19 protein-coding genes are annotated in these 14602 nt (G+C 60.5%); 15 read left to right on the forward strand and 4 right to left on the reverse strand.

Annotation, left to right across the window (positions count from 1 at the left end):
* The first annotated feature begins 117 nt into the window (after nucleotides 1-117).
* The 3 genes from V6R85_RS03995 (at nucleotide 118) to V6R85_RS04005 (ending at nucleotide 1744) form a co-directional block, all read left to right on the forward strand.
* Nucleotides 118-555, forward strand: coding sequence for a bleomycin resistance protein (locus V6R85_RS03995; RefSeq protein ID WP_060722997.1), 438 nt, complete (start codon nucleotides 118-120; stop codon nucleotides 553-555).
* 3 nt (nucleotides 556-558) lie between these two features.
* Nucleotides 559-1224: an HAD family hydrolase gene (locus V6R85_RS04000; RefSeq protein WP_111833665.1), complete on the forward strand. Its 666-nt coding sequence runs from the start codon at nucleotides 559-561 to the stop codon at nucleotides 1222-1224.
* Nucleotides 1225-1366: 142 nt separating this feature from the next.
* Nucleotides 1367-1744 (forward strand): hypothetical protein, encoded by a 378-nt coding sequence (locus V6R85_RS04005; protein ID WP_020010605.1) that lies wholly within the window; start codon nucleotides 1367-1369, stop codon nucleotides 1742-1744.
* A 53-nt stretch (nucleotides 1745-1797) separates the two neighbouring features.
* Here V6R85_RS04005 and V6R85_RS04010 read toward each other — a convergent pair whose 3' ends face one another.
* Complete coding sequence (locus V6R85_RS04010) at nucleotides 1798-2103, reverse strand: MazG nucleotide pyrophosphohydrolase domain-containing protein (protein ID WP_111784584.1); 306 nt, start codon at nucleotides 2101-2103, stop codon at nucleotides 1798-1800.
* A gap of 154 nt (nucleotides 2104-2257) precedes the next feature.
* On the opposite strand from V6R85_RS04010, the gene V6R85_RS04015 reads away from it, so the two are divergent.
* Complete coding sequence (locus tag V6R85_RS04015) at nucleotides 2258-3037, forward strand: sulfite exporter TauE/SafE family protein (protein WP_162686155.1); 780 nt, start codon at nucleotides 2258-2260, stop codon at nucleotides 3035-3037.
* A 30-nt stretch (nucleotides 3038-3067) separates the two neighbouring features.
* Here V6R85_RS04015 and pdxH read toward each other — a convergent pair whose 3' ends face one another.
* A complete protein-coding gene (gene pdxH, locus V6R85_RS04020; protein ID WP_087743481.1) occupies nucleotides 3068-3688 on the reverse strand; it encodes a pyridoxamine 5'-phosphate oxidase in 621 nt (206 codons plus the stop codon).
* A gap of 56 nt (nucleotides 3689-3744) precedes the next feature.
* Between pdxH and V6R85_RS04025 the strand changes: the two genes are divergently transcribed.
* The 4 genes from V6R85_RS04025 to V6R85_RS04040 all read left to right on the forward strand — a co-directional run bounded on the left by V6R85_RS04025 (nucleotide 3745) and on the right by V6R85_RS04040 (nucleotide 7093).
* Nucleotides 3745-4194 (forward strand): RT0821/Lpp0805 family surface protein, encoded by a 450-nt coding sequence (locus tag V6R85_RS04025; protein WP_026363698.1) that lies wholly within the window; start codon nucleotides 3745-3747, stop codon nucleotides 4192-4194.
* 212 nt (nucleotides 4195-4406) lie between these two features.
* Nucleotides 4407-5519 (forward strand): DnaJ C-terminal domain-containing protein, encoded by a 1113-nt coding sequence (locus tag V6R85_RS04030; RefSeq protein WP_111833666.1) that lies wholly within the window; start codon nucleotides 4407-4409, stop codon nucleotides 5517-5519.
* 131 nt (nucleotides 5520-5650) lie between these two features.
* Nucleotides 5651-6469, forward strand: coding sequence for an enoyl-ACP reductase FabI (gene fabI, locus V6R85_RS04035; protein WP_003509163.1), 819 nt, complete (start codon nucleotides 5651-5653; stop codon nucleotides 6467-6469).
* A gap of 30 nt (nucleotides 6470-6499) precedes the next feature.
* A complete protein-coding gene (locus tag V6R85_RS04040) occupies nucleotides 6500-7093 on the forward strand; it encodes a histidine phosphatase family protein (RefSeq protein WP_060722990.1) in 594 nt (197 codons plus the stop codon).
* Between the two features lie 206 nt (nucleotides 7094-7299).
* On the opposite strand, the gene V6R85_RS04045 is transcribed toward V6R85_RS04040, so the two are convergent.
* On the reverse strand, nucleotides 7300-7560 hold the full coding sequence (locus V6R85_RS04045) for a DUF1344 domain-containing protein (protein WP_003509170.1): 261 nt from the start codon (nucleotides 7558-7560) through the stop codon (nucleotides 7300-7302).
* A gap of 83 nt (nucleotides 7561-7643) precedes the next feature.
* Here V6R85_RS04045 and V6R85_RS04050 point away from each other — a divergent pair, with 83 nt between their 5' ends.
* From V6R85_RS04050 to ribB, 3 genes are read left to right on the forward strand one after another with little or no spacing between them, the layout of a single operon-like run.
* A complete protein-coding gene (locus V6R85_RS04050) occupies nucleotides 7644-8003 on the forward strand; it encodes a hypothetical protein (protein ID WP_162266764.1) in 360 nt (119 codons plus the stop codon).
* A 5-nt stretch (nucleotides 8004-8008) separates the two neighbouring features.
* Nucleotides 8009-9106 (forward strand): chorismate synthase, encoded by a 1098-nt coding sequence (aroC, locus tag V6R85_RS04055; protein ID WP_003509173.1) that lies wholly within the window; start codon nucleotides 8009-8011, stop codon nucleotides 9104-9106.
* An 11-nt stretch (nucleotides 9107-9117) separates the two neighbouring features.
* Nucleotides 9118-10218: a 3,4-dihydroxy-2-butanone-4-phosphate synthase gene (gene ribB, locus V6R85_RS04060; RefSeq protein ID WP_065694894.1), complete on the forward strand. Its 1101-nt coding sequence runs from the start codon at nucleotides 9118-9120 to the stop codon at nucleotides 10216-10218.
* 234 nt (nucleotides 10219-10452) lie between these two features.
* On the opposite strand, the gene V6R85_RS04065 is transcribed toward ribB, so the two are convergent.
* On the reverse strand, nucleotides 10453-11649 hold the full coding sequence (locus V6R85_RS04065; protein WP_060722987.1) for a winged helix-turn-helix domain-containing protein: 1197 nt from the start codon (nucleotides 11647-11649) through the stop codon (nucleotides 10453-10455).
* A 113-nt stretch (nucleotides 11650-11762) separates the two neighbouring features.
* Between V6R85_RS04065 and V6R85_RS04070 the strand changes: the two genes are divergently transcribed.
* From V6R85_RS04070 to V6R85_RS04085, 4 genes are read left to right on the forward strand one after another with little or no spacing between them, the layout of a single operon-like run.
* Entirely contained in the window at nucleotides 11763-12443 is a 681-nt protein-coding gene (locus V6R85_RS04070) for an energy-coupling factor ABC transporter ATP-binding protein (protein WP_080865927.1), read from the forward strand.
* Nucleotides 12440-13072 carry an energy-coupling factor transporter transmembrane component T family protein gene (locus V6R85_RS04075; protein WP_099085604.1) on the forward strand — a complete coding sequence of 211 codons (633 nt, stop codon included), beginning with the start codon at nucleotides 12440-12442 and terminating at the stop codon, nucleotides 13070-13072. Before V6R85_RS04070 ends, V6R85_RS04075 begins: the two co-directional genes overlap by 4 nt.
* 5 nt (nucleotides 13073-13077) lie before the next feature.
* Nucleotides 13078-13641 (forward strand): biotin transporter BioY, encoded by a 564-nt coding sequence (locus tag V6R85_RS04080; RefSeq protein WP_003503057.1) that lies wholly within the window; start codon nucleotides 13078-13080, stop codon nucleotides 13639-13641.
* Between the two features lie 25 nt (nucleotides 13642-13666).
* Entirely contained in the window at nucleotides 13667-14602 is a 936-nt protein-coding gene (locus tag V6R85_RS04085; protein WP_080865922.1) for a histone deacetylase family protein, read from the forward strand.

Here is a 14602-nt window from a genome sequence, read left to right on the forward strand (position 1 = left end):
CAGCCTCACACATGGCTGCCATGATGAGGTTTCCTCTGGCGTGCAGCCGGGAAGACGGTAAGATCAGCCCGTGCCGCAGGCCATCTCCCATCCCGGGCCTGCGCGGCAAAGGAGACCATGACCATCATACGAAATGCCCTCGTTCCTGAAATCGCCGTCAGCGACTGGCAGAAAAGCCGCGCCTTTTATTGCGACCTGATCGGTTTTCATGTGGTCTATGAGCGCCCCGAAGAGGGCTTTACCTATCTGGCGCTGGGGGATGCCCAGCTGATGATCGACCAGATCGGCGCAACCCGGACATTCGTGACTGAAAATGCCGCGCTTGAATTTCCGCTCGGCCGCGGCATGAACCTGCAGCTCGCCGTTCCCTCCCTGCAACCCATTCTTTTCCGGCTGGAGCGATCCTCGATCGACCTCGTGATGCCGCTGGAGGAAAAATGGTACAGGCGCGGCACGGTCGAAGTGGGCAACCGGCAATTCATCGTCGCCGATCCCGATGGTTACCTGATCCGCCCTTTCGAGAGCCTCGGCGAACGCCCTTTCCGGTTCGGTTAAGCCATGTTGCCCTTTCTTCCGCAGGCCGTGGTGTTCGACATGGACGGATTGCTGATCGAGAGCGAGAGGCTTTATCGCGATTCATTTCTGGCGGCCTCGGATGAAGGCGGCCATGGCATGAAGGTCGAAACCTACCAGAAGGTGTGCGGCAGCCCGTGGGATGTCATTACCGGCACCATCTTTGCCGATTATGGCGCGGATTTTCCGATCGACAGCTTCCGCGACGCCTGGCTCCGGCACCTTGGTGTGATGATGGCTGATGGCGTGGCGCTGAAACCGGGCGTCATCGACATTCTCGATCTTCTCGACCGGCTCGATATCCGCCGCGCCATCGCCACCTCGTCGCAGCACGATTCGGTGACGCGCCATCTCGGCCCCCACGATCTTCTCAGACGTTTCGATACCATCGTCGCACGCGGCGACTATACCGAACCCAAACCCGCGCCCATGCCCTATCTGACCGCAGCCCGACGGCTTTCCCTTGATCCGGGCCGTTGCCTTGCGCTGGAGGATTCCTATTCAGGCGTACGCTCGGCCACATCCGCGGGCATGTTGACGATCATGGTGCCCGATGTCGCGCCGCCGACCGAGGAAATGCGGGAAAAGTGCGTTGCCGTTGCAAGCGACCTTCACGCCGTGGCAAGCCTTCTGCAAAAGGCAAAGGCCTGATTGAGATGAGAATCGGGTGGGCCGAAAGCGCGGGCGGCCGTCACATGTCCTTAGCCGTTTGGCGTCATGATGAAGCATGTGTCGGCTTGAACGCCGCTATAGGTCGAGCGCCTTCGTCGGCGTATTCATAACCGGGGTGATCATGCCGCCTGTTGCCGTGTCGCTCGCGACGCTGATACTGCTGGTTCTGTGCGTATTCCAGATCGCGCTTGCAGCCGGCGCGCCCTTCGGTCGCCTTGCCTGGGGCGGCGCGCACCGGCTATTGCCGGTCCGGCAAAGAATTGCCAGCGCGGCGGCTCCACTCATTTATGCCTTTTTCGCGTCCTTTCCGCTGCAAAAGACGGGCTATGTGGACGTCTGGCCATCCGGCTGGATCGAACCCGGCATCTGGATCATCGCCTGTTATCTGGCAGTGAGCGTTGGATTAAACGCCATGTCGAAAAGCCGCCCGGAGCGGCTGGTGATGACGCCTGTGGCTGCGGCTCTTGCGATCCTGTTCTTTATCGTCGCTTTCTCCTAGCTGTATCAAAGCGGTGAGATACCCGAAGGATCAAGCCGCCGTTCGGCCGGTCGTCAGGCTCCCGGCTTGAAACGCCACTTACGCTCGATCGATCCCTCGATATCGAGACCGTTATAATAGGCCAGCAACAGCACATGGCCGAGGAGATCGGCGGTTTCGTCGGCCAGATCCCGCTTCATCTCCTCTTTGCTCCTGCCCTTGATGCGCGCCCGTCCTGTCAGCCGATTCCAGGCCTGTGTCATCTCGCCAACCTCTTCCTGAAGCTTCAGCATGTACCAGTCCGGATCGCGGAATATTCCGTTTTCAGCGGCATATTTTTGCGAAGCCTCGTCAAACCGACGCATCATGTCAGTAAACATTTGTTCATCCTTTGTTCACGCACTACAACTCTAACCATGATTCTCTGACCGCGTCGACCCGTCAGTGCGTCATGCAGCCATGAACGGAAATTTCCGGGACATGCGCATGCAAGCGAGATAGAGAAAAGATATTCGAACAAACGTGCCATCACCCATGTCCCATCTCGACTTCCTGTCGTCACTCGTCACCGCGCATAGTCCGACGCTGCTCGCCATGTTTGCGGGCGCCGCGTTTCTTGCCGGCCTCGCCCGCGGCTTTTCCGGCTTCGGCGCAGCGCTGATTTTCATCCCGCTTGCCAGCGCCATCGTCGGGCCGCGCGTCGCCTCGGCGGTACTGCTGGTGGTGGACGGCGTCCTGACGCTCGGCATGATACCGCCCGCCTTTCGCATGGCGGACCGGCGCGAGGTTTTCATCATGGCGGCCGGCGCCTTTGTCGGCGTACCGGTTGGAACCCTGCTGCTTTCCAAGGGTGATCCATTGACCCTGCGCTGGCTCATCTCCGGCGTGGTCGTGGTGCTGCTCTTATTTCTGGTGTCCGGCTGGCGTTACAGCGGCCGGCCGAAAACGCCGCTCACCCTCTTCACCGGGCTTCTGGCCGGGCTGTTTTCGGGCGCTGCGCAACTGGGCGGTCCGCCCGTCGTCGCCTATTGGCTGGGCGGAGCGCTGAAAGGCGCTTTCGTGCGCGCCAATGTCATTCTTTATTTCGCGGTTTCCACGGTGTTTTCCATCGCCAGCTATTTTGTCGGCGGCCTGTTCACCGTTGATGTCTTCGTGTTTTTCCTGCTGGCATTGCCTTTTTACGGCGCGGGTCTTTATGCCGGGGCGCGGCTGCACGGGCTTGCCGACGAAGCGTCGTTCCGGCGCATCTGCTATGGGCTGATCGCCATTTCCGCGATCATCGGCCTGCCGCTGTTTGATTCGCTGCTGAAATAGGCAGGCCGCGATGGCCTGCCCCGAGGGCGATTACGGATACATGCGGACCTTGGACCATGCACCATCAGGCGTCTCGCGACGGAATTCGATGCGGTCGTGCAGGCGGAACTTGCGGTCGTGCCAGAATTCGATGCTGAGCGGGCGAATGCGGAAACCGGACCAATGGGACGGGCGCGGAATCTCGCCGATGGCATATCTGGCGGTATATTCGGCGACCGCCTTCTCCAGCGCGAAACGGCCCTCCAGCGGCCGAGACTGTTTGGAAGCCCAGGCGCCGATGCGGCTGCCGCGCGGGCGCGAGGCGTAGTAGACATCCGCCTCCTCATCACTCACGATCTCCACCTCGCCGCGCAGGCGCACCTGCCGGCGGAGACTTTTCCAGTGGAAACACATGGCCGCTTTTTTCTGACCAAGGATCTCACGGCCCTTCTGGCTTTCGAAATTCGTGTAGAAAACAAAGCCGCGATCATCGACGCCTTTCAGCAGCACCATGCGCACATTCGGCAGGCCATTTTCGTCCACGGTGGCAAGCGCCACCGCGTTCGGATCGTTGATTTCGGAAGCCGTTGCGTCCTTCAGCCATTCGGCAAAAAGCGTGAACGGTTCATTTTCTTCCGTGAAGTCACTGGATGTTAACCCCGTTTCCGACATATTGACTAAAATGCTCCCGAGCTGATTTGGACCCCAGAGATGATCTCTGGTGAAAGATGGTGACCGTCATAGCAAAGTCGAACAGTCGAACAAAGGGCCTCCTTTCGTCGGTAGCGGAAGTTTCCGCCGTCGTGTCAATGCTCGTGGTGCTGAGCGGCTGCGTCAGCCTCGATCTGTTCGGCGGCGACAAGGTCGACCGCTCGCTTTCCACGGCCTCCGTTCCCAACCAGCCGAACAATGCGCCGCAGACGGACGATGCGACGATCCGCAATGCGGTAACCTCGGCCGATCTCGCCAAGCTCGCCGACCAGCCGCTGCCCTGGGCCAATGCGGCCACCGGCAGCGCCGGCGTCGTCACCGCCATTCACGAAGACAAATCGAGCGGTTTCGTCTGCCGCGATTTCAAAACGACGCGTCACTCCTTCGAGGGTGTTGCGAGCTATGCCGGACAGGCCTGCCTGTCGGAAACCGGCGAATGGCTGCTGACCCGCTTCGAGCAGAAATAATCTGTTTACCCTTCCACAGGGAATAGAGCCGGCCTCGGTGCAGCGCGCTTCCTCCGTAAAGGAGTGATTAGCAACTTATTGCAACAGTCGACGTTGATTAGACAGAGGGCGTGCAGGCGAATGATCGCGGGCAGCCCTTTTCGGAGGGGTTAGTTTCAGGATTGCGCCATGAAGGGCGGCAGCGCCTGAGCCAACGTAAACTGGTGTTTCGCATGCGCGATCCGTATTCGATCCTCGGCGTAAAACGTGACGCCCGCCACGAGGAAATCAAGGCCGCCTGGCGCACGAAGGCGAAAACCGTCCATCCGGACGCCAATCGCGACGATCCCGATGCCTCGGCGCGATTCGCCGAGATCGGCCAGGCCTATGATCTTCTCAAAGACCCCAAAAAGCGCGATCTCTACGATCAGGCCCGCAGGGCGGCCGAGAAGAAGCAGCGCGGCGAAACCATCATGCAGCAGCGGGAAGCCGCGCGCGAGGCCGCCGAGCGCGCCAAGGCGGCTGAAAAGCTGATGGAGGAACTGGCCCGCGCCGACGCCCGCAACCGGGCGCAGACCGGCCAGAAAACCGACGCCAAGGCGGAAACCGCCGAAGACATCGTCGAGCGGATTTTTGGCGCCGAGGCGCAGAACGATCCCAAGGTGCAGCAGGCTGCGGAAGCGGCAAAGGCTGCCGCGAGCGCCGCAAAAGGCGATATGCCTGCGGCCGGCGAGACCACGCCCGGCGCTGGCGATGACCGGACCGCGCCCGCCTCACTTGCCGTCAATCTCTTCAATGCTCTCGTGCGCCGGTTCCGCACCCCGCAGCCGGCCCCCGAAAAGGCGCCTGATATTACCGCGGAAGCCACCGTCACGGTCGCCGATCTGCTGGAGCACAAGTGGATTACCGTGCCGCTTGCCGACGAACGCGACGTTCGCTTCCAGCTCGAAGCCGGCATGACGGACGGGCATGTGGTGCGGCTGAAGGGACAGGGGCTGAAGCTTCCCAACATGGCCCGCGGCGATCTTGCCGTGACATTGCTGACCGCACGCGAGGACGCGTTTTCCCTTCGTGGTTTCGATATTCACACAACGCTGCCGATATCGCTCAGCGACGCGGTTCTGGGTTGTGAAACGAACGTCGCGACACCGCTCGGCGAGGAAAACATCACCATTCCTGCCTGGTCCGGTTCGGACCGCGTGCTGCGCCTCGCCGGCAAGGGCCTTGCCGACGGCAAGGGTGGACAGGGCGATCTCGTCATCGAATTGCGCATCGTCCTGCTCGAAAAGCCGGATGAGAAAGTGACCGACCTGATGCGGCACATGCGCGAAGGCCTTTATTTGTGAAAGTTTTGCGAATAGCCGGGACAACGCACCCTTTGTTACGCTCCCTAACAGTTGATGATCTTTGGCAATCTTGAACAGGATTGCAGCCTATGCCATAGGCAGGACCGATCAAAAGTATTAGGGAGCACAAAATGGCTCAGGCATCCGGTCTTATGGCTGGCAAACGCGGCCTCATCATGGGTGTCGCCAATAATCGTTCCATCGCTTGGGGCATTGCCAAGGCTTGCGCAGACGCAGGCGCGGAAATCGCACTCACCTGGCAGGGCGACGCATTGAAGAAGCGCGTCGAGCCGCTGGCGCAGGAACTTGGCGCCTTCATGGCCGGGCACTGTGACGTGACCGATCTCGAGACGATCGATGCGGTTTTTGCCGGGCTGGAAAAGCACTGGGGCAAGATCGACTTCGTCGTGCACGCCATCGCCTTTTCCGACAAGGACGAGCTGACCGGCCGTTACCTCGATACCAGCCGCGACAACTTCAACCGCACCATGGACATTTCCGTCTTCTCGCTGGCGGCTGTGGCCAAGCGCGCGGAACCGATCATGAATGATGGCGGCTCGATCATCACGCTGACCTATTACGGCGCCGAGAAGGTCATGCCGAATTACAACGTGATGGGCGTGGCCAAGGCTGCCCTTGAGGCCAGCGTGCGTTATCTCGCTGTCGACCTCGGCAACCGCGGCATCCGCGTCAACGCCGTTTCCGCCGGCCCGATCAAGACGCTTGCGGCTTCCGGCATCGGCGATTTCCGCTATATTCTGAAGTGGAACGAATATAATGCGCCGCTGAAGCGCACCGTTTCCATCGAGGAAGTCGGCAAGTCGGCGCTTTACCTGCTGTCCGACCTTTCCACCGGCGTGACCGGCGAAATCCACCATGTCGATTCCGGTTACCACACCATCGGCATGAAGGCCGTGGATGCGCCTGACATCTCGGTGGTGAAGGACTAAGCCTGCGAAGTTTGAAAACGGGGTATCGCCTTGCTCGTCTATGTGATCCGGCACGGACAAACGGACTGGAATGCGATACGCCGGCTTCAGGGCCAGAAAGACATTCCGCTCAACGATTTCGGCCGCCAGCAGGCGGTCGGTAACGGCAAACTCCTTGCGCATCTGCTGGGAGAACAGGCCACGGACTTCGATTATGTGGCAAGCCCGCTCGGGCGCACACGCGAAACCATGGAACTGATGCGCGCCGCGATGGGCCTCGATCCGCTCGCCTATCGCACCGACGATCGCCTGATCGAAGTTTCCTTCGGCGACTGGGAGGGCCAGACCCTGCCGGAGCTGAAAAAAGAATTCCCGGACCGGGTGAAGGCGCGCAAGGCCAACAAGTGGGATTTCATTCCCCCCGGCCAGGATGCCGAAAGTTATGAAATCCTCTCCTGGCGCATCGGCGCATGGCTTTCCTCCGTTGAGGTTCCAACGATCTGCGTCTGCCATGGCGGCGTGATCCGCTCGATCTTCCGGCTGGTATCAGGCATGGACAAGGATGAGGCGTCGCGAACGCAGATTCCGCAGGACCGGATTTTGAAGGTCGAGATCAACAGGAACAGCGCGGAGTGGATTTCGTGAGGGGCATGGGTCAACCCCTCTCCCGTCATTCCGGCCTTAAGCCGAAATCCAGCCAGCCCAAGTCCTTGGGCTGAAAAGATTCATCCCGCCGCGCAGATACGCGTCGGCTGGATGCCGGATCAAGTCCGGCATGACGGAAATGTTGGTGCTTCCCGAACAAGTTTACAGAGGTTCGCCCCGTCACAGGCAAAGCCGCAACCGCAGCCTTACTCAACGACCTGAAGATCGTCGACCACGCGTTTGCCATCCACTTCCGTGTAGAAAACCACGACCTTCACGCCCGCTTTCAGACCTTCGAAATTGAACTCTTCCGGTACGCGATAGGTCTTGCCGTCGTTGAGCGTAATGCTCAGCCCATTCGCATCGATCTTGCTGATCGTGCCTTCCACATCGACGCTCTGCGCGAAGCTGTTGATGGGCATCAAAAGGTTGGTGGCGGCCAGAAGGGCGGCAATCATCATACGCATCGATCTAGCTTTCGTGGATTTGCGTGAAAACCTTACATGCATGAAGAATTGCCTTTCGAATGTGGCGGAAATTGCCCGCAACCATGACATTTTCGGCCCAATTGATGAACGGATTTGGGATCGCGTTCAAGCCGTTAGTGATTTTTACACCGCATTTCCCGGCAATATTGGAAAACTCGGGATTAGCGTGGAAAACGACGGCGCTTTTACATTTTCGTCATCCCGGAAAAACCTCGTCTTCCCGCGAATCAATCAGGCGATACGATCCATTTATTGATGAAACACGCCGTTCCGGCCCCGGCCGCGCCGCTGTGGACGGTGCGTCACCTCCTTATCGGGCTTGCCGTGAAAGAAAGGCTTTTGCCTTGCCCGGATTTTCCACTAAGACAAATCCGCTTGTTTCAAACGGCGCTGTCCACAGGCGCCCTGTTTTCCGGTTTTGAGAACTATGTCGCATAACAGTTTCGGTCATCTTTTCCGTGTTACCACCTGGGGAGAAAGCCATGGGCCGGCACTTGGCTGCGTGGTGGATGGCTGCCCGCCCGGCATCCGCTTCACCCTTGCCGAGGTGCAGCACTGGATGGACAAGCGCAAACCCGGCCAGAGCCGCTTCGTGACCCAGCGGCGCGAAGATGACATCGTCAAGGTTCTCTCCGGCGTGATGCTGGATGAGGACGGCGAGACGATGATAACAACAGGCACGCCGATTTCGATGCTGATCGAGAATACCGACCAGCGTTCCAAGGATTACGGCGAGATCGCCAAGCGTTTCCGTCCCGGCCATGCCGACTTCACCTATGACCTGAAATACGGCATTCGCGATTATCGCGGCGGTGGACGCTCCTCCGCCCGCGAAACGGCGGCGCGTGTCGCCGCCGGCGCAATCGCCCGCAAGGTGGTGCCGAGCCTCAATGTGCGCGGCGCGCTGGTGCAGATCGGCAAGCACAGGATCAACCGCGACAACTGGGATTGGGATCAGGTCGATCAGAACCCGTTCTTCTGCCCGGATGCAGCCATGGTGCCGGTGTGGGAAGACTATCTCGACGGCATCCGCAAGGCCGGCTCCTCCATCGGGGCCGTTGTCGAAGTGGTGGCGGAGGGCGTTCCGGCCGGTATTGGCGCCCCCATTTATGCCAAGCTCGACCAGGATATCGCCTCAAACCTGATGTCGATCAACGCCGTCAAGGGTGTAGAGATCGGCGAAGGTTTCGCCTCCGCCGAGCTTTCCGGCGAGGAAAATGCCGATGAGATGCGCATGGGCAATGACGGCAAGCCGATCTTCCTCTCCAACCACGCCGGCGGCATTCTGGGCGGCATCGCGACCGGTGAACCTGTCATCGCGCGCTTTGCCATCAAGCCCACCTCCTCCATTCTGACGGAGCGCCTGTCCATCGATACCGACGGCAATAATGTCGATGTGCGCACCAAGGGGCGCCATGACCCCTGCGTCGGCATCCGCGCCGTGCCGATCGGCGAAGCGATGATCGCCTGCACCGTTGCCGACCATTATCTGCGAGACCGCGGCCAGACCGGCCGGCTGAAATAAGGGGGACCGCCATGGCCTATGACCAGAAACGCGTTGTCGACGCCATTCGCGCTTTCGAAGCAGGCGAAATCGTCGTCGTGACCGATGATGACGACCGAGAGAATGAAGGCGATCTGATCATTTCGGCGGTGCATTGCACGGCGGAAAAGATGGCTTTCATCGTGCGCCACACCTCCGGCATCGTCTGCGCGCCCATGCCGCGCGAAGAAGCCAAGCGGCTGAACCTCAACGCCATGGTGGCGGAAAATGATAGCGCGCACACGACGGCCTTCACCGTCAGCGTCGATTTCAAGCACGGCACCACGACGGGCATTTCCGCCGATGACCGGACGCTAACCGTGCGCAATCTCGCCAATCCCAATGTCGGGGCTGCCGATTTTACCCGGCCGGGCCACATCTTCCCGCTGATTGCCCGTGAAGGTGGCGTCCTGATGCGCTCCGGCCATACCGAAGCGGCGGTCGATCTCTGCAAGCTTGCGGGCCTGCCGCCCATCGGTGTCATCTGCGAACTCGTCAATGATGACGGCACCGTGACGCGCGGACCGCAGGTCACCGCCTTTGCGGAAAAACACAAGCTGAAGCAGGTTTCCGTCGCCGACCTCATCGCCTATCGCCAGCGCAAGGAAACGCTGGTGGAGATGGAATCCTCCTTCACCATCGAAACGCCGTTCGGACCGGCCAAGGCGCAAACCTATTCCCTGCCCTGGGACCGGATGCAGCATATGGCGGTGATTTTCGGCGATATCAGAGACGGTGTCGACATTCCCGTTCGCCTGCACCCGGAAAATGTCGCCGACGACGTGTTCGGCGACCGCCAGCCGGTGCAGCACTATATGCAGAAGATTGCCGAGGAAGGCCGCGGCGTCATCGTCTATCTGCGTGAGGGCTCCGTCGGCGTCGGCCAGGTGGCCGGCCGTCGCAAGGCGCGTGATCCCGACGAGGCGCATGCGCAGGCCCGCTCACGTGAAAACGAATGGCTGGAAATCGGTCTCGGTGCGCAGATCCTCAAAGACCTCGGCATCAGCTCGATCAAGCTGATGACGACACGCGAGCGTCATTATGTCGGCCTGGAAGGCTTTGGCATCAAAATTTCGGCGACGGATATCGGGTGATTTAGGGGCTTCGCGAGAGCGCTTCGGCTTGGCGCGCTCTTCGCCCGTTCGGCGTCATCCTCGGCCTTGTGCCGAGGATCCATCCCGCAGTTCCCGACGTGACATGCTTGAGATGTTCCGGACACGTGAAGTCATGATCCCGGAAGCCATTGTCTCCGCGGCTTGTGGATCCTCGCCTCAAGGGCGAGTGTGGCGGCGCTCGCCACTACATTCAGGCACCGCGAAAAGACACCTTCATTTGTCCTCCCGCCAGCCCTCCAGATAATTCACGCTCTCAACCCCGGTAAACTTCGCAAGCCGCGATAGTTCCGCGTCGAGCTTTTCAAGCCGTCCTGCTGAGGCGCGCACGCCAGGCTCCAGCCACAGGCGGCGCACATCCAGCGTGCCGCGCTTGCGATCCGCCTTCATGTCGATGCGGCCAATCATCCGGTCGCCCTCCAGAAGCGGGAAGACATAATAGCCATATTGCCGTTTCGGCTCGGGCACGAAGACCTCGATGCGGTAATAAAAGCCGAACAGCCGTTCCGTGCGGTTTCGGTCGCGCAACAGCGGGTCGAAGGGGCTGAGGACACGGACGCGGGCGGAGGGTTCCGGTACATCCGTCAGGTCGGCGGTGAAATCGGCAAAGGCAAAAGACGGGCGGGCGGTGTCTCCGTCGCTGGAGAGAAGCGAGACCTCGCAGAGTTCATCGCGATGGCTCTTGACCCAGTCCCTCGCCTCCTGCGGGGTGACGAGATCGAAAAAGGCGGCGATTTCGCCATGGGTGGCGAAACCCAGCCGCTTCAGCGCTTCGCGGCAGGCCCAGTCGACAAATTCGGCGTGCTCCACCTCGGTTTCGTGGTGCTCGCCGGGAATGACACGCTCGGCGAGATCATAGACCTTCTGGAAATTCACGCGGCCGGATATGGCGAGCTTGCCGGTGTGCCATAAATATTCGAGCGCCGTCTTGGAGGGATGCCAGTTCCACCAGCCGCCGGACTGATGCCCCTCCTCCTTCAGCTCCCGCGCCAGAACCGGGCCGGTGGCGGCGATGCGCTCCAGCGTTTCGCCGAAAGCGGCATCGAAGCCCTCTCCATGCCATTTGCGCCAGCGCTCCTGAATGATCGGCTCGCGGCGGCGGAAGCGGTGTTTCCAATAGGGGTAAAACTCCGTCGGTACGATGGAAGCGTCATGCGTCCAGTGCTCGAAAAGCGCGCGGTCCTTTTCCAGCAGCGTGGTCAGATGGTCACGCCTGTAGGTCTGGTTGCGTGAGAAGATAATCTGGTGGTGGGCGCGCTCCACGGTGCCGATGCTGTCCACCTGCACAAAACCGATATCGGTGATGAGCTGCAGCAGGCCATCCTTGGAAAGCGCCTTGCCGGGCGGGGAGCAAAGCCCCTGCCGCGCCAGAAAAATCCGCCTTGCCGCTTCGTTCGAAACCTTGATCGTCATGGCGCAAAAGGTATGACGGCTTTTTCAGGATTGCAATGTTCTTTTTTTGTTCCTTGTTTCACTTCTGTTGATGACGGGGTATAGAACCGGAAAACGAGCGCGAGGATGTAAGCTTGGAAATCCGTTTCGATGCCGCCGGTGTCGCTTTCGAGGGCCGGCAGGCCCTGCAGCCGCTGTCTGTGACATTGACGGAACGGCGCATCGGCGTGATCGGCCTCAATGGTTCCGGCAAGACCACCTTTGCCCGGCTGATCAACGGGCTGAACAAGCCGAGTGCGGGCAAGGTTTCGGTAAACGGTCTCGACACCGTGAGCGACGCCAAAGCGGTATTGCAGACGGTCGGCTTCATCTTCCAGAATCCGCAGAACCAGATCATCCTGCCGATCGTGCGCGACGATGTCGCCTTCGGCCTCAAGCGGCTCGGCATCGGCAGGGCGGAAACCGAAAACCGGGTGAAGGCCGTTCTTGCGCGGCTCGGCATTCCCCATCTGGAAGAGCGGCGCGCGCATGAGCTTTCCGGCGGAGAACTGCAGCTTGCAGCGCTTGCCGCCCTTCTGGTCACCGATCCGCAAATCCTAATTCTCGATGAACCGACCAACCAGCTTGATCTGAAAAACCGTACTATCGTTGAAAAAACCATGGCGGCGCTGTCGCAGGCGCTTGTTGTCATCACCCATGACCTGTCGCTGGTTGCAGGCTTCGACCGCGTGCTGGTTTTCCATGAAGGCGCGCTGGTTGCCGATGCCGGCCCCGAAGAGGCGGTTGCGCATTATCTGGAGGTGGCATCGCGATGAAATCGCTGCATGTCGAAGGCACCGGCTGGCTCTACCGCGTCTCGCCGCCCGTCAAGCTCCTGACGCTTATGGGCTTCAGCATCGCGCTGTTCCTCACCCGCGATCTGCCGCTTCTGGGATGCGCCGTGGTTCTCGCCGCCGCCATCCTGCGCGAGACACGCCTGCCCTTCCACGAGATCGGCCTGCGGCTGCGGCCGGTGATGCTGACCATCTTCCTCGTCGCCGGTTTCAGCTATCTCCTGCTTCCAGCCCATGATGCGAGTGTCAATCTTCTGCGGCTGACGGCGCTCGCGCTGCTTGCCACCGCCGTCACCATCACCGTCAGCATTTCGCAATTCATGGACGAGATTACGCGTGCCGCGGCCCCCCTGGAACGGCTGGGGCTGGTCAAGGCCGCCGATATCGGACTTGCCGTCGGTCTGGTGGTGCGGTTCGTGCCTGAGATCGTCAACCGCTACCATGCGGTGCGCGATGCGCACCGGGCGCGCGGCCTGCCGGTGCGCATGGCCACCACCATCGTGCCGCTCGTCATTATGACGTTGAAGGATGCCGATGCCATCGCCGACGCCATTGACGCGCGCGGTTTCAGAGGCCAAAGCTTGCGGCCAGATAACCATCCGGAGTTTTGAGCGTCATGACGACCCGCGACCTTGTGCTGATTTCGCTGTTTTCCGCCATCATCATCGCACTCGGGCTTCTGCCGCCGATCACGCTCGGTTTCATTCCGGTGCCGATCACCGCGCAGTCGCTCGGCGTCATGCTGGCAGGCGTCGTCCTCGGCGCAAAGCGCGGTACGCTCGCGGTTCTCCTGACAATCCTGATTGCCGCCATCGGCCTGCCGGTGCTTTCGGGCGGACGCGGCGGCCTTTCCATCTTCACCACGCCGACGACGGGCTTCCTGATCGGCTGGATCGCGGCGGTTTTCGTCACCGGCACGCTCTCGGAAAAACTCGTCAATCGCAGCCAGTCTGCCCTGACACAGGGCATCGGCTTTTTCATCGCCAGCCTGATCGGCGGCGTGATCGTGCTTTATGCTTTCGGCATCACCTATCTGGCGCTGGTCGTCGGTCTTGGTTTCGAAAAGGCCTTCATGGGTTCGCTCGCCTTCATTCCGGGCGATGCGCTGAAGGCTGTGCTTGCAGCGCTGGCCGGCCGCGCCGTGATGGCGGGTTATCCGCTTCTGCCGCAGCGCGCCTGAACACACTTTCTTCGGGAGGAAAAGAATGGCGACGCGTTTATACGAACATCCGATCTTCCTGGAGCATATCACGCCCGAAGGCCACCCCGAGCGGCCGGATCGCCTGCGATCTCTGAACATCGCGCTCGAACATCCGAATTTCGAGCGCCTGATCCGCAGAGAAGCGCCTCAGGCCAATGAAGACGCGGTGTTGCTGGCGCATCCGGAGGAGCACCTGCTTGCCGTCATGCGGCAGATCCCTGAAGAGGATGGCGAGATCAACCGCGTCGAGGCCGACACTTATGTATCACGCAAAAGCCTGCAGGCGGCGCTGACCGGCATCGGTGCGGCGATGGCGGCGGTGGACGACGTGTTTACCGGCGCTGCCGACAATGTCTTCGTCGCGGCCCGCCCGCCCGGCCACCACGCCGAAACAGCCAAGGCCATGGGTTTCTGTCTTTTCAACAATGTGGCAATTGCCGCCCGCCATGCGCAGAAGGCGCACGGGGCAGAGCGCGTCGCCATCATCGACTGGGACGTGCATCACGGCAACGGTACGCAGGATATTTTCTGGAACGACACATCAGTGCTGTTCTGTTCCACCCACCAGATGCCGCTTTATCCGTGGAGCGGCGACAAAAACGAAACCGGCGTGAAGAACAACGTCGTCAACGCCCCGCTTTCGCCCAATACCGGCAGCGAATATTTTCGCGAGGCGTTCAAATCCCGCGTCCTGCCGGCCATTGCCGATTTTTCGCCTGACCTCATCCTCATCTCCGCTGGTTTCGACGCGCATCACCGCGATCCTCTGGCGCAGATCAATCTGGTGGGTGAGGATTTCGACTGGGCGACGGGCCGGCTTCTGGAAATGGCCGATAAATACGCATCGAACCGGGTCGTCAGCCTGCTTGAAGGCGGTTATGATCTGGAAGGGCTGGCGGAATCGGCAGCCATGCACATATTGAGAATGATGAAGGGTTGA

Origin of the sequence: Agrobacterium sp. CCNWLW32, assembly GCF_037083425.1 — a bacterium.
GTDB classification, from domain to species: domain Bacteria; phylum Pseudomonadota; class Alphaproteobacteria; order Rhizobiales; family Rhizobiaceae; genus Agrobacterium; species Agrobacterium radiobacter.